The 21,532-nt window shown below is 59.0% G+C and carries 18 protein-coding genes and 3 pseudogenes; 15 read left to right on the top strand and 6 right to left on the bottom strand.

Features of this window, described 5'->3' with window-relative positions; all coding sequences use genetic code 11:
- Window positions 1–117: 117 nt before the first annotated feature.
- A complete protein-coding gene (locus tag ACZ9BX_RS33945; protein WP_476222762.1) occupies window positions 118–654 on the top strand; it encodes a c-type cytochrome in 537 nt (178 codons plus the stop codon).
- Window positions 655–745: 91 nt separating this feature from the next.
- Here ACZ9BX_RS33945 and cueR read toward each other — a convergent pair whose 3' ends face one another.
- Both cueR and ACZ9BX_RS33935 read right to left on the bottom strand, forming a co-directional pair.
- Window positions 746–1,213, bottom strand: coding sequence for a Cu(I)-responsive transcriptional regulator (cueR, locus tag ACZ9BX_RS33940; RefSeq protein WP_476222761.1), 468 nt, complete (start codon window positions 1,211–1,213; stop codon window positions 746–748).
- A 56-nt stretch (window positions 1,214–1,269) separates the two neighbouring features.
- Window positions 1,270–3,750, bottom strand: coding sequence for a heavy metal translocating P-type ATPase (locus tag ACZ9BX_RS33935; RefSeq protein ID WP_476223115.1), 2,481 nt, complete (start codon window positions 3,748–3,750; stop codon window positions 1,270–1,272).
- Between the two features lie 160 nt (window positions 3,751–3,910).
- Here ACZ9BX_RS33935 and ACZ9BX_RS33930 point away from each other — a divergent pair, with 160 nt between their 5' ends.
- On the top strand, window positions 3,911–4,573 hold the full coding sequence (locus tag ACZ9BX_RS33930) for an adenylate/guanylate cyclase domain-containing protein (protein ID WP_476222760.1): 663 nt from the start codon (window positions 3,911–3,913) through the stop codon (window positions 4,571–4,573).
- A 48-nt stretch (window positions 4,574–4,621) separates the two neighbouring features.
- Here ACZ9BX_RS33930 and ACZ9BX_RS33925 read toward each other — a convergent pair whose 3' ends face one another.
- Window positions 4,622–4,825, bottom strand: coding sequence for a heavy-metal-associated domain-containing protein (locus ACZ9BX_RS33925; RefSeq protein WP_476222759.1), 204 nt, complete (start codon window positions 4,823–4,825; stop codon window positions 4,622–4,624).
- A gap of 55 nt (window positions 4,826–4,880) precedes the next feature.
- Window positions 4,881–5,435, bottom strand: a complete 555-nt coding sequence (locus tag ACZ9BX_RS33920) for a Crp/Fnr family transcriptional regulator (RefSeq protein ID WP_476222757.1) — start codon at window positions 5,433–5,435, stop codon at window positions 4,881–4,883.
- Between the two features lie 66 nt (window positions 5,436–5,501).
- Here ACZ9BX_RS33920 and ACZ9BX_RS33915 point away from each other — a divergent pair, with 66 nt between their 5' ends.
- From ACZ9BX_RS33915 to ACZ9BX_RS33855, 13 genes and pseudogenes are all read left to right on the top strand, one after another.
- Window positions 5,502–6,023: a Spy/CpxP family protein refolding chaperone gene (locus tag ACZ9BX_RS33915; protein ID WP_476222756.1), complete on the top strand. Its 522-nt coding sequence runs from the start codon at window positions 5,502–5,504 to the stop codon at window positions 6,021–6,023.
- A gap of 56 nt (window positions 6,024–6,079) precedes the next feature.
- Window positions 6,080–6,469, top strand: a complete 390-nt coding sequence (locus ACZ9BX_RS33910) for a hypothetical protein (RefSeq protein WP_476222754.1) — start codon at window positions 6,080–6,082, stop codon at window positions 6,467–6,469.
- A 95-nt stretch (window positions 6,470–6,564) separates the two neighbouring features.
- Window positions 6,565–6,969 (top strand): FixH family protein, encoded by a 405-nt coding sequence (locus ACZ9BX_RS33905; protein WP_476222752.1) that lies wholly within the window; start codon window positions 6,565–6,567, stop codon window positions 6,967–6,969.
- Window positions 6,966–8,405, top strand: coding sequence for an efflux RND transporter periplasmic adaptor subunit (locus ACZ9BX_RS33900; protein ID WP_476222751.1), 1,440 nt, complete (start codon window positions 6,966–6,968; stop codon window positions 8,403–8,405). Before ACZ9BX_RS33905 ends, ACZ9BX_RS33900 begins: the two co-directional genes overlap by 4 nt.
- A complete protein-coding gene (locus ACZ9BX_RS33895; RefSeq protein WP_476222749.1) occupies window positions 8,402–11,578 on the top strand; it encodes an efflux RND transporter permease subunit in 3,177 nt (1,058 codons plus the stop codon). Before ACZ9BX_RS33900 ends, ACZ9BX_RS33895 begins: the two co-directional genes overlap by 4 nt.
- 98 nt (window positions 11,579–11,676) lie before the next feature.
- A pseudogene (locus ACZ9BX_RS33890) lies at window positions 11,677–11,884 on the top strand (helix-turn-helix domain-containing protein); the annotation flags it as partial.
- Window positions 11,885–11,932: 48 nt separating this feature from the next.
- Window positions 11,933–12,211, top strand: a complete 279-nt coding sequence (locus tag ACZ9BX_RS33885) for a HipA N-terminal domain-containing protein (RefSeq protein ID WP_476222747.1) — start codon at window positions 11,933–11,935, stop codon at window positions 12,209–12,211.
- 110 nt (window positions 12,212–12,321) lie between these two features.
- Window positions 12,322–12,588, top strand: coding sequence for a type II toxin-antitoxin system prevent-host-death family antitoxin (locus ACZ9BX_RS33880; RefSeq protein ID WP_132563980.1), 267 nt, complete (start codon window positions 12,322–12,324; stop codon window positions 12,586–12,588).
- Window positions 12,585–13,002, top strand: a pseudogene (locus ACZ9BX_RS33875) (hypothetical protein). Before ACZ9BX_RS33880 ends, ACZ9BX_RS33875 begins: the two are co-directional and overlap by 4 nt.
- 314 nt (window positions 13,003–13,316) lie before the next feature.
- Window positions 13,317–14,429: a sulfite exporter TauE/SafE family protein gene (locus tag ACZ9BX_RS33870; RefSeq protein ID WP_476222746.1), complete on the top strand. Its 1,113-nt coding sequence runs from the start codon at window positions 13,317–13,319 to the stop codon at window positions 14,427–14,429.
- 431 nt (window positions 14,430–14,860) lie between these two features.
- On the top strand, window positions 14,861–17,539 hold the full coding sequence (locus ACZ9BX_RS33865; RefSeq protein ID WP_476222745.1) for an ATP-binding protein: 2,679 nt from the start codon (window positions 14,861–14,863) through the stop codon (window positions 17,537–17,539).
- A gap of 149 nt (window positions 17,540–17,688) precedes the next feature.
- Window positions 17,689–18,060: a hypothetical protein gene (locus ACZ9BX_RS33860; RefSeq protein ID WP_476222743.1), complete on the top strand. Its 372-nt coding sequence runs from the start codon at window positions 17,689–17,691 to the stop codon at window positions 18,058–18,060.
- 334 nt (window positions 18,061–18,394) lie between these two features.
- Window positions 18,395–18,811: a c-type cytochrome gene (locus ACZ9BX_RS33855; protein WP_476222742.1), complete on the top strand. Its 417-nt coding sequence runs from the start codon at window positions 18,395–18,397 to the stop codon at window positions 18,809–18,811.
- 269 nt (window positions 18,812–19,080) lie between these two features.
- On the opposite strand, the pseudogene ACZ9BX_RS33850 reads toward ACZ9BX_RS33855, so the two are convergent.
- Window positions 19,081–19,248, bottom strand: a pseudogene (locus ACZ9BX_RS33850) (type IV secretory system conjugative DNA transfer family protein); the annotation flags it as partial.
- Complete coding sequence (locus tag ACZ9BX_RS33845; RefSeq protein WP_476222740.1) at window positions 19,249–20,862, bottom strand: DUF1254 domain-containing protein; 1,614 nt, start codon at window positions 20,860–20,862, stop codon at window positions 19,249–19,251.
- Window positions 20,863–21,532 lie beyond the last annotated feature (670 nt).

Below are 21,532 nucleotides of genomic sequence, written 5' to 3'. Positions count from 1 at the left end.
TACATCTGATTTGCATTTTCGTTAGGAGCTGGGCGCTTTGCCCTCCCTTTTGACTTCTAAATCCAGGCAGGAACCTCCTGGACACGACTGGTTGGTGAAAAGAATGAAGAGTTTGAAATGAAGCCAGGCGTTTTATTCTATGCGATTACCTGTTGCTTTGCGCTTGCGTCGGCGGTCGTTGCTGCTGGTGATATCGTTGCGCTGAGGCAATCCGATATGAAAGCGATTGCCACCTCCACGAAGACCATCGCCGGAATGTTTAAGGAACCAGCGACATACTCTCCAGCCGAGTTCAAGTGGGCCGCCGACACCATTCGCGACAAATCCGGAGAGGTACTGGTCGGCCATTTTGCAGCCGAAGCCGCCAATCCAAAGTCGAAGGCAAAACCAAATATCGTCGAAGAGCGCGAGCGGTTTGATCGTCTGGCGAACGATCTGAAGTCATACGCGACCGCACTAGACGCAGCCGCCGACAGAAATCCTGCAGCGATGACGAAGAGCATGCGCATGAAACCGTGGGAGCCGATGGGCGGTGGACCGCTCGGAACACATGTCAAGAACGAGGCGCAGTTGTCCTCCATACCGGCCGAGCACGCCTTTCATCTGATGCTGCAGACCTGTACGACCTGCCATTCTCGATTCAGGATGGAGTGACGGCAACGGCAGCCGACCTAACCTTTCATACAGCGCAACAACGGCGAGCCACATTAGATGTTCTGACGACAACCTTTAATATGGAACGTCGTCAGGGCGAGGACTGCTCTGTCCTGAAGCCGTTCACTCCAAAACGAGCATTGATGGCAGGCAGATCATCATCTTTTTGGGCGGAGTTCGCGAACTCCTCGATGATTGGACAGTCTGGCCGGTCATCTCCATGGCAATGATTTGCAAGATGTTTAAGCGTTTCAGTCATCGCTTGGATCGCGGCAGCCTTACGCTCCAGTTCAGCAATGTGCTCAAGAGCGATGCTCTTTACATCTGCGCTCGCGCGTGACCGGTCTCGCCACAGCGCGAGCAAGGTTTTCATCTGTTCAACCGAAAACCCGAGATCGCGTGCTCGGCGAATGAAGCGGAGCGTGTGAATGTCGTTCTCAGCGTAGGTCCGGTAACTCGATTCCGTACGATGCGGTGGTGTGATAAGCTTGATCTGCTCGTAATAGCGGATCATCTTCGCCGAGACGCCGCTGGCTTTCGCTGCTTGTCCGATGTTCATCTTATTTTCCTTCATGCGAGGGAGCTGCACCGGGAATCCGCGATGCAGCTCTGCTATCAGTTGGCTTGGTAACGACGCAAACGAAGCGCGTTGCCCAAGACGAAGACGCTAGACATTGCCATTGCGCCTGCCGCGAATACCGGCGAAAGCAAGGTGCCATTTACGGGATACAGGACACCTGCTGCGACCGGCACCAGGCTGACGTTGTAGGCGAAGGCCCAGAACAGGTTCTGCTTGATGTTGTTGATCGTTGCCCGGCTGAGTGCAATGGCGCGAGCCACAGCTCTCAGATCGCCTGATATCAGCACGACATCCGCACTTTCGATGGCTATGTCGGTGCCGGTACCGACCGCCAGGCCGACGTCAGCTTCAGACAGGGCCGGGGCATCGTTGATGCCATCGCCGATGAACGCAACCTTCTGGCCGTTTTTGCGAAGCTGCTTAACGGCCTCGACTTTGCCGTCCGGAAGAACCTCCGCGACAACCTGATCAATATCCAACTGCGCGGCAATTGCCTCTGCCGTGCGACGATTGTCGCCGGTAATCATCGCAATCTTCAAGCCTTGGGCGTGTAGTGCTTGGATTGCGGCTGGCGTCGTTTCCTTTATTGGATCGGACACCGCAATGATGGCTGCCAGCTGTCCGTCGACCGCTGTGTAAAGGGGCGACTTTCCTTCCCGACCAAGATCGCTCGCGAGGTTGGCGAAGGCTGTGACTTCAATGCCTTCGCGGGCCAGCGCTCGGTCAGCACCGACGAGAATTTTACGCCCGGCAACGATACCGCGCACGCCGAAGCCCGGCGATGCCTCGAAACCAGATACTTCCAGGTTCGGAAGCCCACTAGCCATTCCTGCTGCAACAATAGCTTCCGCAATAGGATGCTCGGAGAGGGTTTCAAGGCTGGCAACCCAAGAGAGCACATCATCACGGCCATAGCCGGGCAACACCTGGAAGTCGGTGAGTTCGGGCTTGCCCTTGGTCAGTGTACCCGTCTTATCGACTGCGATGATCTGTGTATCCCGAAGGGCCTGTAAGGCTTCGCCCTTGCGGAACAGGATGCCCAGTTCGGCCGCGCGTCCGGTACCGACCATGATCGAGGTTGGCGTCGCGAGGCCCATGGCGCAGGGGCAGGCAATGATCAGGACCGCGACCGCATTGACCAGCGCAAAGCTCAAAGCCGGTGACGGGCCAAATACCATCCAAGCGCCGAACGTCAGGAGAGCTGCGGCGATCACCGCAGGCACAAACCAGCCGGTGACCTTGTCAACCAGCGCCTGGATTGGCAGTTTAGAGCCCTGCGCTGCCTCGACCATCTTGATGATCTGCGCGAGCAGGGTGTCGCTTCCGACTTTCATCGCCCGGAACGTGAATGAACCCGTCTTGTTGATCGTGCCGCCGACCACTTCGCAATCGGCTGTCTTCAAGACTGGTATCGGTTCCCCGGTGATCATGGCCTCGTCGACGTAGGATTCACCTGACACCACGGTGCCGTCTACAGGCACTTTTTCGCCCGGACGAATTCGAATGACGTCGCCGACGACCACGTCGCTGATCTGTATTTCCACGAATTCACCGCCATGATCGACAAAGGCAGTCTTGGCCTGAAGGCCGAGCAACCTCTTGATTGCCTGGCTGGTTTTGCCCTTCGCTCGAGCCTCAAGGTACCGACCCAGGAGGATCAGCGTGGTGATGACGGCCGCTGCCTCATAATAGACATTAACGGTACCGGCGGGCAGGGCGCTCGGAAGAAACGTTGCGACGACCGAATATGCCCACGCCGCCGTTGTCCCGAGAACCACGAGCGAATTCATATCAGGTGTCCAACGCAGGAGGTTTGGTATACCCTTGCGGAAGAAACGAAGCCCCGGGCCAAACAATACGATGGTTGCCAGCCCGAACTGGGCATACAGGCTCTCATGCATTCCGACTGTATCCATGATGTATTCATGGATCGCGGGAATGAAGTGCGACCCCATTTCCGCGATGAACAACGGCAGCGTTAAAGCGGCGGCGAGAAGTAGCTGTGTGCCGAGCGACCGAATTTCAACGTCGCGCCTATCTTCTTGATCCTCGGGGGCAACATTGACGGTGGCCTTGGCCTCGTAACCCGCATTGCGGATGGCGGCGGAGAGAGCCGCTGAGGTCGTTGCGCCTGAGACATAATGGATTGTCGCCTTCTCCGTCGCAAGATTGACGTTGGCTTCCGTAACGCCTGGAGCCGCCTTGAGAGCACGCTCGACGCGCGAGACGCAAGACGCGCAGGTCATACCCTCGACGAGAAACTCCTGCGTTTCGATCTTTGCTTCATAACCAGCATCCGCGATGGCCCGCAGGACGGAAGCGGTATCGACCGCATCCTTGAAAGTTACCGTTGCTCGCTCTGTCGCAAGGTTAACTGACGCGGCATTGACGCCGGGAACAGATTTGATGGCTTTCTCGACCCGGACGACGCACGACGCACAGGACATTCCTTCGATCCCGAACTCCGTTGGGATGGGCAGCGCGGTCGATTTTTCGATCTGTGATATGGCAGTCATGGGTCGATCCTCATTGAACTGCATACATAAGTAATCCTTCCCATGATGGGAAGGTCAAGGGGGTCTTGTTGGCGATGAGTTCCAGAAGTTGCTTAGGAAGCAAACGCAAGCGAGAATGCGGCACTGCGAGGGATCAAATCGTTGGGTCATGGAGAGCGATGTGAGGCAGCGAGAGAATCTGGAGAAAGCACCGGCCACCGTTGCGTTCATAGATATCGCGGGATTCAGCGCTATCGCGGACGTGTATGGAGACGCTGCCGCGCTTGACGTACTTGAGGTATTCGAGAGCATGGTCCGCGACGCCCTCAGCGGCTATGAGCCCCCGATCAAATGGATCGGCGATGAGGCAATGCTCTCGTTTCCTGAGCCCGATACAGCGATCCAGGTACTTGGAACGCTGTTGCAGGCATGCCGCAAAGAACCGCGGCTACCGCTCACGCGGACGGGGCTGAACCATGGGCCGGTCATCCGCAGAGCAGGCGATCTCTTTGGATCGACCGTCAACATTGCAGCACGAATCGCCGCGCTCGCATCACCCGGTCAATTGCTTGCCACTCAACCCATTGCCGAGGCGGCTGTCACCAGAGGCATCCTGGTGCGAGACCTCGGAATGATGGCGCTTAGATCGGTAGCCGGGGAAGCCCCTCTTTATGAGATTGAGCTTGCTCCGTCGGCTGACCCAGCCTGGATCGATCCCGTTTGCAAGATGCATGCACCATATTCACCCTATAGGCGGGCCGCCCCGCAGGGGCCGTGGTTTTGTTCGCCGCGTTGCGAAGAGGCATATCGACGGTCGCCGCAGACCTATGAGTTGCCCCGGTGACAGTAAACCGATGGGACACCTGTTTAACTTGGCGGCCCGCTACGGAAATCAAATGTGCTTGAAGCTGGACGGATAGCCCGCTTTTTCGATGGCAGCGTTGATGGCCGCCGGTTCGAGCTTGCTCTGCACTCTGGCAGCCCTGGCCGTAAGATCGATGGTAGCGGACGCTTCCGGGTCGGCTGCTTTGATTGCTTTTTCGACTGTGCTCGCGCAATGGCCACAGGTCATATTCTGAATGTCGAACTCGTACATGGTCGTCTCCGTAATTTGCGATCATTCACATGTGGGGCTTCCCATCATGGGAAGGTCAAGAAGTCTTGGGCGAAAAAGATTTGCCGCGCTTTGCCAGTTCTCGATAAAGTGCTTCCGCCGACACTCCGATCTCATCGGCGAGGTTTTTCCATTCGCCTTTTGATGGCAGCACCCCGTCATTCCACGCAAGCCACGCGTTTAAGCGAGCTGCAACGGTTTTGAGGCTCGCGATCTCAGCACGCTTTCGTGCCTGTTGCAGCTGATACGACAGATAGGAGGCCCAGGTTCCTGCGAATGCGTGATCACTCCGCAGGAGCCGTCTGACTGAGTTGACGGGAACGATCAGCGCCGCCGAATTCGTTACAGCGACGGCATCGCAATGATACAGGGACGAGAACACTGAAGCTTCTGCGAGGACCATACCTGGCAGGGCCCGCTGAAGCACGGCGACGTTCCCATCGGCTTGGTGTCGGACAAGATGGATTGTACCGGCCTGAATGAGATACAGCCATGTGATCGCGTCACCTTGATTGAAGATGTGCTGTCCGGCAGCAAAGGTTGCTTTGCCTGTCGAGAGTTCCACAAAATGGTCGAGGAAGAGATCGGACATGATAGCTATCATGTCTCACGGAGCGAAAGCGGGCAAGAGTGGAGGGCGTCCACCTGAGGAACCCTCATGAATATTGTTTCGACTGTCGCCGTCGTTCTTCTTTCCAATGCCGCCTTCGCGACTGAACAGCACCAGCACCCCACGATGTCGCCATACACCGAAGAGACTGGACGCCAGATCAAGTCGCTTTCCGAAGCTGACATCGACGAACTGATGCGTGGGGGCGGTTGGGGCCTTGCGAAACCTGCGGAGCTGAACGGCTATCCTGGCCCATCGCACCTGCTTGCGATGAAAAATGAAATCGGGCTTACGCAAGAGCAGCTTCATCGCGTCCAGTTCATATTCGCCGACATGCAGCGTCGCGCGATACGGGAAGGGCAGAGGTTCGTGGCGGCCGAGCGCGAGCTTGATGCCGTCTTCCAGGACAGGTCGGTTGCAGAAAGCCAACTACCGGCCCTGATTGACAACGCTGAGGAAAGCCGCTCACGCCTGCGAATGATTCATCTTTCAGCGCACTTGGAGGTAAAAGCGATCCTGACGCCAGAGCAGATTGCCAAATACAATGAGCTTCGCGGATATCGGAAATAGCACAAATTTTCGTGAGCCCGCTTTCTTCGGCCAAGGTGGCATGCGAGTATAGGCAGATGAAGTTCGTCGCCGCCATTCAACGCCTGCTTTGCGTCCTTGCAATGCTCGGGGTCATTCTTGGTCCGGTGAGTATGGGCGTGGCGGAAACCGCGATGGCCTCGTCAGCACCTGCCGCGATGGCAGGCATGGACATGCAGATGGCGTCTGCGGATACCGCTTCCACGACCGAGGAGATGCCTTGCTGTCCGGACGAGAAGCAGCCACCCATTGACTGCTCGAAGAATTGCCCGTTGGCGCTCATCTGCGCGTCCATGCTCCTTGTGCAAGCCTCAGACGCCGCCAGCCTATCGGTTTCTTATTCGGAAGCGCCGTCCTTCCTGGTCGGTCATGACGCAAGTTTGGCATCCGCCCTGCTGGAGCCTCCGGCACGCCCCCCACGCGTCTAGTTTTCATCCTCTTTTGACCGTCGCTGCTTGCGTGAGCGCGAGTGCGGCTACCTGTTTCCTGGCGAGGCCGTGGCCCGCCTATAGAGATGTGAACTATGAAAACCACAAGGAACTTTGCGCGAGGAAGCCTCGCCGCGGTTGTCGTTTTGTCAGCCTCATCGACAGTTTCCTATGCCAGCCCTCAGGACTACGAGTTTCAGCTTTTGTCAGCAGAGGTGAGACAGGGATCCGACGCCGAAGTCTCTGTTCGTCTCGTCGATAAACGAAACGGTCGGGCCGTATCTGACGCGGTTATTTTCACCACCCGAATGGACATGGCCCCTGAAGGTATGGAGACGATGACCACACCAGTCGAGGAACTACCCTCGGAACAGGCGGGGACTTACAAATTCAAGACCAACCTGAGCATGGAAGGCGGATGGCGCTTTCAGCTGGGGGCGAAAGTTCAGGGCGAAGGCGAAACCGTGACGGATGAAGTCGTCGTCAAGGCCACCCCATGAAGACCGCAACATGGCTGGTCGCCGTTACCTCCCTCGCCGTTGTCGGCGGGGGAGCGTACCTGGCTGGTGTCCGGGGAGTAGGCCAACAGCAACTCCACATGCTCGTCGACATGGCCGTCGCCGAAGCTCAACCGAGGAAGCCCGAAGGGTCGGGGCCGGTGATCTATTACCGGCATCCGGACGGGCTTCCCGAATATTCGGCCAAACCTAAGAAAACACTGGACGGCCGCGATTTCGTGTCGGTCCGCGAGAGTGAAGACATCAGCTTTACAGCCTCAGGCATCAAGACGGCCGAAGCCTCCACCCAGCCGAAAAGGTCCGCGTCAGGATCGGCTGCGATGGAACGCAAGGTCCTTTATTACCGCAATCCAATGGGGCTTCCGGGCACTTCCAAAGTGCCGAAGAAGGATTCCATGGGAATGGACTACATCCCGGTCTTTGAAGGAGATCAGGCCGACGCATCGACGGTCAAGGTCTCGCTCGGCAAGCTGCAGCGCACGGGCGTCAGGACGGCCACTGCGGAAATGGCGAGCATCTCCCGCAAAATCCGGGTGCCGGGAACGGTGGCCTTGGACGAGCGGCTCATCAGCGTCATCTCTATGCGCACCGATGCCTTCATCGATGACGTGGCGAGTGTGACGACGGGTGACCGTATCGGCAAGGGAGAGAGCCTCTTCAACTTCTATTCTCGGGAGATCGCCACCGTTGGAGCGGAATTCGCTGCGGGGAAGGGCGATCTCCGCAGCGATGCCGGTTCGGCGCTTCGACTGAAGAACCTGGGTGTACCGGACGAAGTGATCCGGAGCATTGCCGAGAAGCATCAGGTGCCAACCAGCATCGAATATGTTTCCCCGCGCAATGGGGTTGTCCTCGAACGCATGGCGACAACCGGAATGATGGCGAAACCGGGTGATCCGTTGTTTCGGATTGCGGACACCTCCCATGTCTGGGTCATCGCCGACGTCCCGGAGTTCGATCTGGCTTCCATTCAAAACGGAGGCCTGGTTGCCGTGAGTGTTCGGAGCCTCCCAGGCCGGACCTTCGAAGGAACCGTCGATCTCATCTATCCCGAAATCCAGCAGGAGACCCGGACAACGAAAGTCAGGATCGAGCTTCCAAACCCGGACGGTATTCTGATGGCCAACATGTACGCCGACGTTGAGATCGAAACTGGCGTACAGGAGCCCGTTGTCGCCGTGCCCAACAGTGCAGTCATCGATACCGGCGAACGGCAGGTCGTCTTCATCGACAAGGGCGACGGTAAATTCGAGCCAAAGGATGTCGCCCTCGGCATGCGCGGCGAGGAGCAGACCGAGATCACCAAAGGCATCGCAGCAGGCGATCAGGTGGTGGTGGCGGCGAACTTCCTTCTTGACGCCGAAAGCAATCTCAACTCGGCCCTGAGCGGCATGGCGACAGAAGAGGTGAAGCCATGATCGCCCGCGTCATCTCCTGGTCCGCTCACAATCTCGTTCTTATCTTCGCCGGCGCGGCGCTTGCCATAGCGGGCGGTATCTATGCCCTACGGTCCCTTCCGCTCGACGCCATTCCCGATCTCTCAGACATCCAGGTCATCGTCTACACCGAATATCCGGGGCAAGCCCCGCAGGTGGTCGAGGACCAGGTGACCTATCCGCTGACAACGTCGATGCTGACGGTGCCGAAGTCGAAGGTCGTTCGCGGCTTCTCCTTCTTCGGCGTCTCCTTCGTCTACGTGATCTTCGACGATGGCACCGACCCTTACTGGGCGAGAAGCCGCGTGTTGGAATATCTGAACGCGGCGTCGAGCCGCCTGCCCCAAGGAGTGACACCGACGCTCGGGCCGGACGCGACAGGCGTCGGCTGGGTCTATCAGTACGCCGTCGTCGCCAAGAACCTTACGCTCGCAGAACTCCGCTCTCTGCAGGACTGGGTGGTGCGGTTCGGCGTCTCCAAATCAGAGGGTGTCGCCGAAGTGGCCAGCGTCGGCGGTTTTGTGAAGCAGTATTCCATCGTCGTTGATCCCTCTCGGTTGAAGGCTCAGGGCATATCGCTCAACGACATTTCCAATGCAGTCCGAGCCAGCAACACGGATGTCGGTGGCCGGACCATCGAGCTTTCCGAATTCGAGTTCATGGTGCGCGGACGCGGCTATCTCAAGGGTATCAGCGATATTGAGAACATCGTGCTGAAGACCCAGAACGGCACGCCGCTCAGGCTAGGCGACGTCGCCAAGGTGGAACTCGTTCCGGATGAACGAAGAGGAATAACCGAACTGAATGGGGAAGGCGAGGTCGCAAGCGGCATCGTGCTGCAGCGGTTCGGAGCGAATGCTCTGACGGTCATCGACAACGCGAAGAAGAATTTGACTTCCGTTCAAAGCAGCCTTCCGGCGGGAACGGAGATCGTGCCGGTCTATGACCGGTCGACATTGATCGAGGCCGCCATCGAGACGCTGAAGGGCACATTGATCGAGGAATCCATCGTCGTCGCGCTGGTAACGGTCGCCTTCCTTCTCCATGTTCGCAGTGCTCTCGTGGCGATCATCATGCTGCCGGTGGGCATCCTCATCGCCTTCATCGCGATGAAGCTGCTCGGCATAGGGGCAAACATCATGAGCCTTGGGGGTATCGCCATTGCCATCGGCGCGATGATAGATGCGGCAATCGTGATGATCGAGAACGCCCATAAGCATCTCGAACGCGCTCCGCCAGACAAGCCCAGGACCAAGATACTGGTCGATGCCGCCAGTGAAGTCGGACCAGCGCTGTTCTTCAGTCTTCTGATCATCACAGTGTCATTCCTGCCGATCTTTACCCTGGAGTCTCAGGAAGGACGGCTGTTCGGGCCGCTCGCCTTCACCAAGACGTTCGCCATGGCGGCGGCGGCATTCCTCTCGATCACGCTTGTTCCTGCCTTGATGATCATCTTCGTGCGCGGCCGCATCGTGCCCGAGCATAAGAACCCGCTGAACCGCTTTTTGATCTGGATTTACCGGCCGGTGATCGCGGGAGTCCTCAAGGTCAAAACGCTGACCATCCTGGCCGCTGTCGCGATCCTGGCGGCAACCGCATGGCCGGTCCAGCACATCGGCAGCGAATTCATGCCCAACCTCGACGAAGGCACGTTAATGTATATGCCGACCACGTTGCCAGGCATATCAGTAACGAAGGCGGCCGAACTGATGCAGACGCAGGATCGCATCATCAAGTCGTTCCCCGAGGTCGAGAGCGTCTTCGGGAAGGCGGGCCGTGCACTAACCGCCACCGACCCGGCTCCGACGGAGATGTTCGAAACGATCATTACACTCAAGCCGAAGTCGCAGTGGCGGCCTGGTGTGACGACTGACAGCCTGAAGCAGGAGATGGACGCCGCCCTGCAGTTTCCCGGAGTTTCAAATGCCTGGACCATGCCGATCCGCGCCCGCATCGATATGCTGTCGACGGGGATCAGGACGCCCGTCGGCGTCAAGGTCTACGGCGCCGATCTCGGCGAGATGGAAAACGTCGCCCGCCAGATCGAAAGCGTCCTGAAAACTATCCCCGGCACCTCCAGCGCTTACGCTGAGCGGGTCATCGGTGGCTATTATCTCGACATCGTTCCAGATCGTATCTCCCTCGGGCGATACGGCCTGACGATCAACGATATCCAGGATGTCATCAGCATGGCGCTCGGCTCTGAAGTCGTCACCTCGACGGTCGAGGGACGGGAGCGCTACGGCGTGGCCATCAGATATCCACGAGCTTCCCGAAGTGACCCGCAATCGATTGCCCGGGACGTGCAGGTATCGCTGCCGGGCGGCGGGTCGGTGCCTTTAGGGGCAGTGGCCGATGTCAAACTCACACGCGGGGCCACGACAATCCGGACGGAGAGCGGTCAGCTTGCCGTTTACATCTTCGTTGATATCGCCAATCGAGACTTGGGCGGCTACGTGGCGGAAGCTCAGGAGGCCGTCGCAAAAAGCGTGAAGATGCCAGCAGGCTATTCCGTCGCCTGGAGCGGTCAGTTCGAGTATCTCGAACGCGCAAAGGCACGTCTGATGATCGTTGTGCCGCTGACCTTGGCGCTGATCTTCTTGCTGCTCTACCTGAACTTCAGGGCGCTGACGGAGACGATGATCGTCATGCTGTCCTTGCCGTTCGCATTGGTCGGCGGCATCTGGTTGATGTGGTGGCTCGGTTTCAACGCCTCCGTGGCCGTGGCGGTCGGCTTTATTGCCCTGGCCGGGGTCGCCGCTGAAACGGGCGTGATCATGCTGATCTATCTCGACCAGGCCTTGAAGGAGCGACGCTCCATTTGCGAGACAGATGGGCGGGACTTCACGAGAGCCGATCTTCATCAGTCGATCATGGTCGGGGCGGTCGAACGCGTCCGGCCGAAGATGATGACGGTTGTGGCCATCATGGCGGGACTTGTGCCCATTCTTTGGAGCACAGGGACCGGATCGGAGATCATGCAGCGCATCGCCGTGCCGATGATCGGCGGCATGATTTCTTCGACGCTCCTCACCCTGGTGGTGATACCGGCAATCTACGGACTGGTGAAGGGCTGGCAGCTGACTGCCAGCGCAGAGATTCCGCTGGTCGACGTTAAGCCTGGCTCGAACACCCTGAGCGAAGCGGCCGAATGAAGGGTGATGCCATGATGAACGACATGATGGGCAGCGGAATGATGTGGGGAATGGGCCTCGCGGCGCTTATTGGGGTAGCAGTCATCGTTCTGGTGATCGCGGAGCTTGCCACGCGATCCGGCACGGGTGAACGTTTCATCGTCGAGTTCGAATCCGGCAAGCCGAGCTGCCAGCTCGAAAAAGCTCTGGTTCGTCGCGCGCACTGGCGGTCTCGAAGTCGGCGACCTCAAGACAGCCCAGCCGTCACCAGCTGCAGCGGAAGAAGATGATCTCGGTTTCCTGCCGACCTTCGGTGATGGTCAATGACAACCATCTTTTACGAATCCTTCGCCGTCGTACAGATGACCTTCGAAGGTGAATCGCGGCTCGAATACGACCCATCCTGGGAAGCGCCGTTCAGCCTTCCCGATCTCGCTCACCGTGCCGCTGCGATCAGGAACGGTCGGCGCGAACAGGCTGCTGCCATGGCTCGCCAGCCTACTTCCGGAAACCCATCTCGCGGAGATCGGTCAGCGGCTCAAAGTGTTTCCCCAGGACATCGTTGGCCCGCTCGAACACATAGGTCGGGACACTCCATCTGGTCCCGCCCGCAAACCGGGACTGAGATTCCGGCCAACAGGCCCCGCCGTATAGGCAGGGCCTAAAGGCTGAAAACATACAGCATTTGCAGCAATGCTGTAAATGCTGTACTTGTGTCTGTGCAGACGCTCGTCGCGTCGGCACCGACATCCATGGAGATCAGAATGCGCCGTACCGGTAGTTCCTATTCGACAAGCGATCTTTCCCGGAAATCCGGCGATATCATCGCCGAGGCGTTACGCCATCCGGTCACGATCACCCAACGCAATAAACCGCGCCTCGTGCTTCTGAACATCGATGACTACGAGCGGCTGATGCGGCAATCCGATGCTCGGACAGTTGGCAGGCTGGAAACAATGCCGCGCGAGCTACTCGACGAATTCGAGGCCGCGGTCGACGCTTATGCGGAGACCGATGAGGTCAGCCGATGAGCGGCTATGACGACATCCAGACCGCGACGGTCATCCGTTATCCCTATCTTTGGGCTAGGGAGGCCGGCAAGGGTGAGACCGAGGGGCCGTAAGGATCGGCCGGTTGCCGTTGGCGTGAGGCTTCCACGACCTGACGGTGATCTCGTTCTGCTTTTCCCAATCACCACGAAGCAGCCGGAGAAGACTCGTTTCGCCGCAGAAATCCCCGCCATCGAGAAACGGCGGGCCGGCATTGATGCAGATTTACGGCTCTGGATCATCCTCGATGAGTTCAACAGCGATGTCGTCGGTCGTTCCTTTTACCTGGAGCCCGAACCACCTATTGGGCGTTTCAGCAAGGCCTTTTTCCTTCCCCTTCTCCGCGAGTTCATCGCGCGCCGCAAGTCGTTTACCGAGATCAGCCGGTCCAGATAATGTCCGGGAATCTGACCCCTCCAGAGTGGCGGGTGGGGCTGGGCTGACCTTCGGCCTGGAGGAACCAGGCGGCACGCGGCTGAACTCTCAGGAATACGGTCGCGCCCCTGGTCAGGGCCGCGGGTTCCCTTCTTTCTTCCGCCCCATCCTACGGCTCCTTAGCCCGCGTCAAGGACGAACGGTTCCCCAATTTTTACCGCTCTTCGTTGCACTTCGCGGAGCAAAAATCGGCTCCGCCGGTCGCGTCACGCGATCACTGACCCGCCTTCGTGCGCACGTGGCCGCGTTGACGTCATCAAAAGGAGACGATCAACATGAACACTCTCGATCAAATCAACGAGCTGTGTTCGGAGCTTCGGAGCTGCTACTTCACGAAGGATGAACGCGCTGCGGCCGAAGCCGAACTGGCCGCCCTGGTTGCGCAGCCGCAGGCCGAGGACGAGCAGTTCGAACGCGACATCGAAGTATCCTCACTGACCTCGAATGAGGTCAGTGAGGAAGACAGAGAGGACCGCCTCTCCTCTTGTTCGCTTGTTGGGGCACCTCGATGGATATCTCCACGTTGTCGCGATAGCCGCAAAGTTTCCGTTGCATGGCCGGCTGCAATCCTGTCGATTGTGACCCGATTGAATCGAGGTTTACGAGTGAGAGAAAACAAGGGTGCGGCATTCGGGACAGGCGCGATCATTGGCGCGCTGGGTGGTCTGATCGGACTGGGCGGCGCGGAGTTTCGGCTTCCCCTTCTGATCGGCTTGTTCCAGTTCGGTGCCCTTGAAGCGGTCATTCTGAACAAGGCGATGAGCCTTGTCGTCGTCACCTTCTCGTTGCCGTTTCGCGCCGGCACGATCCCCTTCGGCCAGATTGCGTCGAATTGGCCCATCATCGTCAATCTGCTAGCCGGCAGCCTGATTGGCGCATGGTTCGGCGCGGGCTGGGCAACGCGGCTGCGATCCGAGAGCCTGTACAAAGTTATTGCCGTGTTACTGGTTGCAATCGCAATCGTCCTTGTCGCTGGTCACGACGCTCGTGCGGGCCAGCCCTTTCTGACTGGTGCTGCGCAGATCATCGCGGGGTTTGCCGCGGGTCTGGTCATTGGCGTTGTCGCTTCGCTCCTGGGCGTCGCCGGCGGCGAACTGTTGATCCCGACCCTGGTGCTGCTCTTTGGCGCCGGCATTAAACTGGCCGGCAGCCTGTCCTTGGCCGTTAGTCTGCCGACGATGCTCGTCGGTTTCTCGCGCTACAGCCGCGACCAGAGTTTTTCCGTGCTCGGACGCAACAAGGCGTTCGTGATGATCATGGCGGTTGGATCGATCTGCGGTGCCTTCGGCGGCGGATACCTTCTTGGCATCGTTCCGAGTGAACTCCTGCTACCCGCTCTTGCAGCGATACTGCTCATTTCCGCTTACAAGGTATGGCGACACAAATAGGGACGGCACATGACATTTCAGCGAGTTTCCTGTTGATTGTCAGGATAACGCGCCGAGTTGCTGCATTCCTGGCTCTGGTCTGGCTGCCATCATTTACCGGAATAGGCTAAAGGCCACGAGGCGATCGGAGCCTCGCCAGCGCTTTCTGATGACGCTGGAACCTGATTTCCCCTGATGCGTGCGGTCGGCCTTGAAACTGTACTTTCTGCAATCCAGAAGTGCGTGAGTGGCAATAATGAATTGCTCAGATCTCCGCGCGTTCTGGTTTCAAGTATAACTCAGAAGCAACCGCAAGAGGATTGCTTAAGATTCCGAGGAGGAAAAGGCGAAAAACTATAGCTTTTGCTGGCGAAATACGGCCATCAACTCGAACAGACCTCATTGTGTCAAAATGATCTAATTTGTTATACTGCCGACGAAGAGGGTTCGCGATGCTGCTCGACCGAGAGGGTCCACTCGAAGCTTTGCTGAGTGCGATGCACAACGCTGCGGCCGGGCACGGCAGCACTGTGCTGCTCGAAGGCGAAGCCGGGATTGGTAAGACCTCCCTCCTGCGCGCGTTCGCGGAGCATGCCGACAATGGTTGCCAGGTCTTGTGGGGCTGGTGCGAGGCGCTTTTCACGCCGCGCCCGCTCGGACCCTTGCAGGACATGGGGCAACTGCTTGATCCGCGCGTTGCAGCACTGCTCGATCAGGCGGCTCCGCAGGAGCGGCTCTTTCCGGCACTGCTGAATGTGCTCCAGCACGCCAGTGGTGTGATCGTACTGATCTTCGAGGACGTCCACTGGGCCGACAACGCGACGCTCGACCTCATGAAATACCTCGGCCGCCGCATCTCCTTGCTTCCAACCGTGCTGGTGCTCAGTCTGCGCAGTGATGAAATCGGCGCCGATCATCCCCTGACGCATGTGATCGGCGATCTTCCGTCCGCATCAGTCACCCGCATAGCGCTTGGGCCGTTGTCTCCCGAAGCGGTGACGGTATTGGCTGAGCAGGCCGGCCGCAGCGCGGCCGACCTTTATCGCGTTACGGAGGGCAACCCCTTTTTCATCACCGAACTTTTGGCAAGCGGCGAGGTGGAGCCCGGGCGGGTGCCGGATTCCATACGCGATGCGGTCTGGGCGCACCTGTCTCGGCTGACAGCGGGTGAGCGCAAAGTGCTTGAGGTGATCAGCATAGTGCCAGGCAGCGTGGAACCGTGGCTCATTCGGCCTCTGCTCGGCGTAGAGGCTGAAGCGCTGGTGGACGAATGCGTGGCGCGCGGATTGTTGCGGCGAGACGACCAGGGCGCCGTGATGTTTCGACATGAACTTGCCCGGCAGGCGACGCTCGACCGGCTGCCGCCGAGCCTTCAGAGGTCGCTTCATGCAAAGGTGGAGGCGGCGATATCGCAACTCATCACGACCAATGCGTCTGCCCTGCTTTCACGCCGGATACACCACGCTCACGGGGCCAACGATGGCGCGCGCGTTCTCGAACTCGCGCCACAAGCCGCGGCACATGCGGCGCGCCTTGGCGCTCACGGGGAGGCGGCTTCACATTTGGCGACGGCTCTCAGATACGTCGCACAAGCCACACCGGAGCTTGCCGCACAGCTTTACGAGGACTGGGCCTATGAGGCGGGAATGGCTCTCCTCGTCTATGAACCGGTAATTGAGGCGCACCATCGTGCTATCGCGATTTGGCGCGACCTCGGACGCACCGACAAGATCGGTCCTAATCTGTGCCGGCTGTCACGGCTGCACTGGCGCCGGGGCGAAGGCCAGCCGGCGGAGGACTACGCAGACCAGGCGGTGCGCGAAATGGAAAACCTGCCGCCTTGCTCGGAACTGGCGATGGCCTACAGCACGCGTTCCCAGCTTCACATGCTGCATTATCGCTTCGACGAAGCGATCGATTGGGGCTTGCGTGCGATCACCCTGGCCGACCGACTGGGCGAAATCGAAACGCGCGTCCACGCTTTGAACAATGTCGGCACCGCGCTTCTTTTCGCCGACCGTCCGGGCGGCCGCGAGCGGCTGGAGGAAAGCCTGGCGCTGGCGCTTGAGCACGGATTTCACGACCATGCGGCGCGAGCCTACACCAACTTCGCAGAATGCGCCGTCGTGTCCAAGGACTTTGTCCTGGCTGAACGCTTGTTGGCCGAAGGCATCGCATTCGCCACCAGGCACGACCTCGATTCAGCGGCGCAATACCTGCTCGGCCGGCAGGCGCAGCTTCGCATGGAGCAGGGCCGTTTTCGCGAGGCCGAGACTGTTGCGCAGGGCGTCATGAGCCTGGAACCCCTACCGATGGTCATGCACCTGCTGGCGCTCACTATGCTTGGAAGGGTGCGCGTCCGACTGGGTGAGCCCGGCAGTTTGGCGCTTCTCCAGCAGGCGCTCCAAGAGGGATTGGCGACCGGCGAGCTCCAACGCATTGTGCCAGTCCGCCTTGCGCTGGCTGAAGCGGCCTGGCTTGACGGAGACGACAGTGCCGGCCATGAGCAATTAAGCGCCCTCGTCAGGATGGATCTCGAAAACTTCCGTACCTGGGACTTCGGCGAACTGGCAGTGTGGTGGCAGCGATGCGGCATGACAATCCCGCTGCCGGCGCCGAAGTCGCAGGTTCCCTTGGCGCATTCCGCCGAGCTCCGCGGCGATCCGTTGGCGGCGGCAAAGGAGTGGGATCGCCTGGGGCTGCCTTATGAAGCGGCGCTTGCCCTGATGCAGGTTCGCGGAGCCGATGCCGGGCCGGCATTGGGTCGTGCCGTCACGACGTTCGAGACTTTGGAGGCGCGTCCCGCCGCGGCGCTGGCCCGAAAGCAGGCGCAGCGCCTGGGTGTTGCAAGCCAGTTGCCGAAAGCCCGCAGAGGGCCATACGGGGTGGCCCGCCATCATCCGCTTGGTTTGACGTGGCACGAACAACAAGTGCTCGCCTTGATCGCAGCGGGCATGAGCAACAAGGAAGCCGCCCGACGTTTGTCGCGCTCGCCGCGCACGATCGAGCATCAAGTTTCCGCTGTGCTCGGCAAATTCAACGCCGCCAATCGTATGGAGGTCCTCCTGCGCCTGCGCGGCGAGCCATGGCTCCTGCCAGCCGCTGACGCTCCACACGCTGTCGATCGCTAATTCGAGCAAGCTTGAGAATTTAGGTCACCAGTCGCCGGGAAATTGGGTGACCGTACCGATGTGCCCGAGCTGCTCCGCGCATAAGCTGCGCTTACCGTCATGGGAAGAGAATGCCCAGGCAGGTGATGGTTAGCGGAGGAGGGATAGTGATGACCAGAGGTTCTACCGCATTTGCATTGGCCTTACTCGCCACGACAGGCGCCGCCGCGGCGTCGGAACTGGCGCCGGGGAACGGCCACAGTATTCATCTCGACCGCTTCAGTGGTGCGGTGTATTACACGGTCGAGAAAGACGGCGGCTACCAGGTGGTTGCGACCATGGCTTCCGGAAGTGAAGTACAGCCGATCCGCTTCGTGTCCACACTCGCACCGGGGCAGCGGCTGATGATCTCCGTGCCTCAAGCATTCGGCCAGCCGTCCGCCGACTTCGAGATCATACGCGATGGCGACGTCCTTCTCGTGCAGGAGCCCAGCGTCACTTTGATCGATAACGTGTCGACCAGCGCCTTAATCGAGGAGTGATCCTCTTGGCCGGAATCCTCGGGCGATGAGAGGGTGATTCCGACCGTACCCATCTGACCATGCCGGGCGAGCGGCCCAACATACTTGCTGTCTACGATGACAATGCAAGGACCATCAACCCCGGAGGGCTGGTCGGGGAAAGAGCCGAGTGAGCTTTGTGTGCGAGAAGGCGACTTTTCGAGCACAGAAAGTTGGCTCGGCTTTTCCGGCAGGGGCTTGTGATACAGTTGGGGCTCGATCCTTTACGCTATTGGTCCGCACGAACTCGCCATCGGACAACGCGGCCGAACGCGCCGCTAAACGCGCCGCTAAGCGGCTTCTAAGGTAACGGGAGATGCGTCCATTGCAGCGCCTGGTACTGTTCGCTGTCGTTGCCTGTGGGGTCGCGGTCGGTTCCGGGCGATCTTCGCAGGAGGCCACGGCCGCCGATGAGCTCTACAGAGTGGTCGAGGGCAAGGCTGATGCGCGGACCTACAACGGTTACCGGCGCTATCATGGTGGCTGCAACCATTGCCACGGCCCCGATGGCGTCGGCTCGACTTTTGCATCCTCTCTCGTCGACCGGCGCCTCGATATCGAGACATTCAGGCGTGTCGTCCGCGACGGGCAGAGCAAGAGCGGGAGATCGGCCATGAAAGGCTTCGCCAACGATCCCAATTTCGCTCCTTATATCGATGACATTTACGCCTATCTGCAAGCCCGCGCCGACGGCGCTCTCGGCCGCGGGCGGCCCAAAAAAATGGATCCGTAGAGCCGCGTCGACCCGAGCGGTGGTTCCAGCACTTACCCAATATGTCAAGCGATGTCACCTCAAGGGGTCATAAAGCGAGATAGCGATCCTTCAAGGTAACATTCATTCTCCGATGAGTACATCAAACCGGAAGAAGGAGCAGTCCTTGTGGTATTTGCTCTATAACTTCGTAAATTTCGGCAAACTGCGTCGAAACGGTTCCCTGACTTTTTCCGGTTCCTGTGTCGGCTCCGTGGCAGTCCTTGGCCGTCTGACGATAGCGCTGCCGGTCAGAGACTTGTTTTGACGAAGCGGTTGGCCTTGGCCGCCTCGTTCATGTCCTTGCGCCGAAAAAAGATCGCTCGCCCGCGGCGGATCGGACTTTGGCCTTGGACGATAACGATCTGTTCATCCTTTCGCATCGATTGAGTGATCTCGTGCGGCATGATCAGCGGCCGTCACTGTACCAACTCGATCTCGCTTGGCCGCCACTCCTTGGTGAAGAATGGCTCGAGCGGGCTGTAGAGACGCAGGATCGTGAACCAGCCCTTGGCAGGATCAGTCTGTATCCAATTGCCGCGTGGCACGCCATCGGGCTGGGTCGGGCCGAAGGAGATGGTCGTGGAGCCGTCGGCCGCAGCCTCGGCGGCAGGCGACGGATAGCTCTGGCTGCCGGCACGCGGATAGCGCTGCGGCGTATCCAGCATCGAGCGGGTCATATTGTCGTAAAGCGTGAACGACCAGAAGTTGGCTTCAGGGATACCCTTGGGCAGCGTCACCTTGTAGGTCTTGGCGCCGTCAAAGTGGTTCTTGTCAGCATCCGTCAAGGCAAACAGATACTGCGAGCCGATGCCGGGCAGGCGCATGGCCATGCCGGGCGTGATGCCGGTGATGCCGTAGAAGAAATTGGTGCGCGCATCCATGGTGCGGTAGCCGGTGGCTGGATAAGGCTTGACGCCCTCGGGCGTTATTTCAGGGATTGGCGTCTCGAATTCGTATCCGGTTTCGAACAGGTAGTTGAACCACGACGAGTTGGGATAGTAGTACCAGCTCGGATCGCGCGGAGAAGACATGAACAGGGTGCGCGAGGTTGCATTGGCGACCGCCAGTGCCTCGGTCATGATCTTCTTCATACGCTCGTCGGGCGCGAAAGGCTTGCCCCTGACAATGCCGATCGCCGCGATCGGACCCATCAGTTCCGGGTCGAGCGAGGTGGCCGGCTCGTTCTGCACGACCTCGTTGAGCATCTCGTAGAAACCCCAGTCGTTGGCCGGAAGGGTATTCATGACCTTGCCGCTTCCGTCGTGAAACACGGTCGGCGGCGGCGGGGTGATCTTACCAAGCTTGGCCTTGCCGGCCAGGAAGTCGGCGACAGGAGTGCCGACACCACCGACTTCGTAAGGATAGACCTTGGTGAACTTCTTGATCCCTTCGACCACCGGTTTGGGATCGTTATTTTCCAGGAACGACCGGCCGAACCACACGATGGAATTGGTGCGGGCGCGCGCGACGAAGAACCCGCCTTGCGGCAGCGGCTCCTTGTAGTCTGGCCCCACGATCAGATATTTGCCGCCCTCCCCACGGTCAGGCCCAGGGCCGCCGAGGTCGATGACCCAGCGGAACCAGGCGTCCTGCACAGCGCCAAGAAACTTGGGCGGAGTCTCGAGCACCACCGGTCCCTTGCTGAGATCGAGGAAGCCCATGACGTAGATCGTGTCTGCATTCGCGGTCAGGAACAGCGACTTGGCATCCATCAACTGTTCGAAAACAATGACCTCGTTTTCCTTGACGCCAACGCTTTGCAGACCTTGGCGGAAACCCAGAATGCTGACGCCTCGCATGTTGTCCATGAACGCGCGGTAGGCGTAGGTGAAGTCGAGGTTGTCGTAAAGTTTTTGCGCGGTCGCCTTGCTCGGCACGCCGTCCTTGAAGTCGAGCGCACCAAGAGACGACTCGACCTTGTCGGGAGTGACGAGCGATGGGGGAATGTCGGCGGCGTGGCCTGCCGCGCCAAGGTATCCTGTTGCAACGAATGTCAACGCCAGCACCGCGGACCTGCCAATGGCTTTCATGATGTACCCCTCCCGTTGAGTTCTAATGAAATTTTCGTAAGACTTACCCTCTCTCAGGACAGAACATTCCCTCCCTCAGGCGCGCTATGCGCGGATCCGTCCAGTAGACTACATAAACAGGAAAAGCTTTATCATACGAACCGCAAGTACGCGCGGCATTTTTTGCAGCGTATTGCCACCCACTGCGACAAGCTCGCCGCCAACTATCTTGCCTTCGTCAAGATCGCGTCTATCCGTTTGTGACAGCGCACTTACGCTCGATAGTATCGTTCCGCAGAGATTATGACCGGTCGGAGGCTTTTCTCAGGATGGGCAAGGCTTCGGGATCGATCAGCAATTGAATGATTCGGACTTCTCCCGGCTGGCGTCGATCTAAAATTTATCGCCTACAATCTTGTAATATGAACCCAGCGGGCGGCCGGTGGCGTTCAATCTATAGTCGAACCAGCAATTTTCGCCGTATTTCGAAATCCTAGGATTAGGACTTCATACCAAGGGATACACCTTGTAATGACGAGCGTCGGAAAACGACACCGCGGGGCTATCGGACCATCCGCAAATTATGCGGGTGCATTTTTCTGTTCATTGCAAACATGGCATTCGCCGAAACGCCAGTGGATCCTAACGTCGGAGCGGTGGTTGAAGGCGAATACTGGCACGAAGACGGCGT

Source organism: Rhizobium sp. USDA 3886, from assembly GCF_056279785.1.
Note: the sequence above shows the minus strand (reverse complement) of the source record. Positions and strands in the feature narration are given on the sequence as shown.

Bases quoted from the DNA above. Each gene is read 5' to 3' on its own strand.
- ACZ9BX_RS33945 (WP_476222762.1), top strand. From the start codon at position 118: ATGAAGCCAGGCGTTTTATTCTATGCGATTACCTGTTGCTTTGCGCTT.
- cueR (WP_476222761.1), bottom strand. From the start codon at position 1,213: ATGAACATCGGACAAGCAGCGAAAGCCAGCGGCGTCTCGGCGAAGATG.
- ACZ9BX_RS33935 (WP_476223115.1), bottom strand. From the start codon at position 3,750: ATGACTGCCATATCACAGATCGAAAAATCGACCGCGCTGCCCATCCCA.
- ACZ9BX_RS33925 (WP_476222759.1), bottom strand. From the start codon at position 4,825: ATGTACGAGTTCGACATTCAGAATATGACCTGTGGCCATTGCGCGAGC.
- ACZ9BX_RS33920 (WP_476222757.1), bottom strand. From the start codon at position 5,435: ATGTCCGATCTCTTCCTCGACCATTTTGTGGAACTCTCGACAGGCAAA.
- ACZ9BX_RS33915 (WP_476222756.1), top strand. From the start codon at position 5,502: ATGAATATTGTTTCGACTGTCGCCGTCGTTCTTCTTTCCAATGCCGCC.
- ACZ9BX_RS33910 (WP_476222754.1), top strand. From the start codon at position 6,080: ATGAAGTTCGTCGCCGCCATTCAACGCCTGCTTTGCGTCCTTGCAATG.
- ACZ9BX_RS33905 (WP_476222752.1), top strand. From the start codon at position 6,565: ATGAAAACCACAAGGAACTTTGCGCGAGGAAGCCTCGCCGCGGTTGTC.
- ACZ9BX_RS33900 (WP_476222751.1), top strand. From the start codon at position 6,966: ATGAAGACCGCAACATGGCTGGTCGCCGTTACCTCCCTCGCCGTTGTC.
- ACZ9BX_RS33895 (WP_476222749.1), top strand. From the start codon at position 8,402: ATGATCGCCCGCGTCATCTCCTGGTCCGCTCACAATCTCGTTCTTATC.
- ACZ9BX_RS33880 (WP_132563980.1), top strand. From the start codon at position 12,322: ATGCGCCGTACCGGTAGTTCCTATTCGACAAGCGATCTTTCCCGGAAA.
- ACZ9BX_RS33870 (WP_476222746.1), top strand. From the start codon at position 13,317: ATGAACACTCTCGATCAAATCAACGAGCTGTGTTCGGAGCTTCGGAGC.
- ACZ9BX_RS33865 (WP_476222745.1), top strand. From the start codon at position 14,861: ATGCTGCTCGACCGAGAGGGTCCACTCGAAGCTTTGCTGAGTGCGATG.
- ACZ9BX_RS33860 (WP_476222743.1), top strand. From the start codon at position 17,689: ATGACCAGAGGTTCTACCGCATTTGCATTGGCCTTACTCGCCACGACA.
- ACZ9BX_RS33855 (WP_476222742.1), top strand. From the start codon at position 18,395: ATGCGTCCATTGCAGCGCCTGGTACTGTTCGCTGTCGTTGCCTGTGGG.
- ACZ9BX_RS33845 (WP_476222740.1), bottom strand. From the start codon at position 20,862: ATGAAAGCCATTGGCAGGTCCGCGGTGCTGGCGTTGACATTCGTTGCA.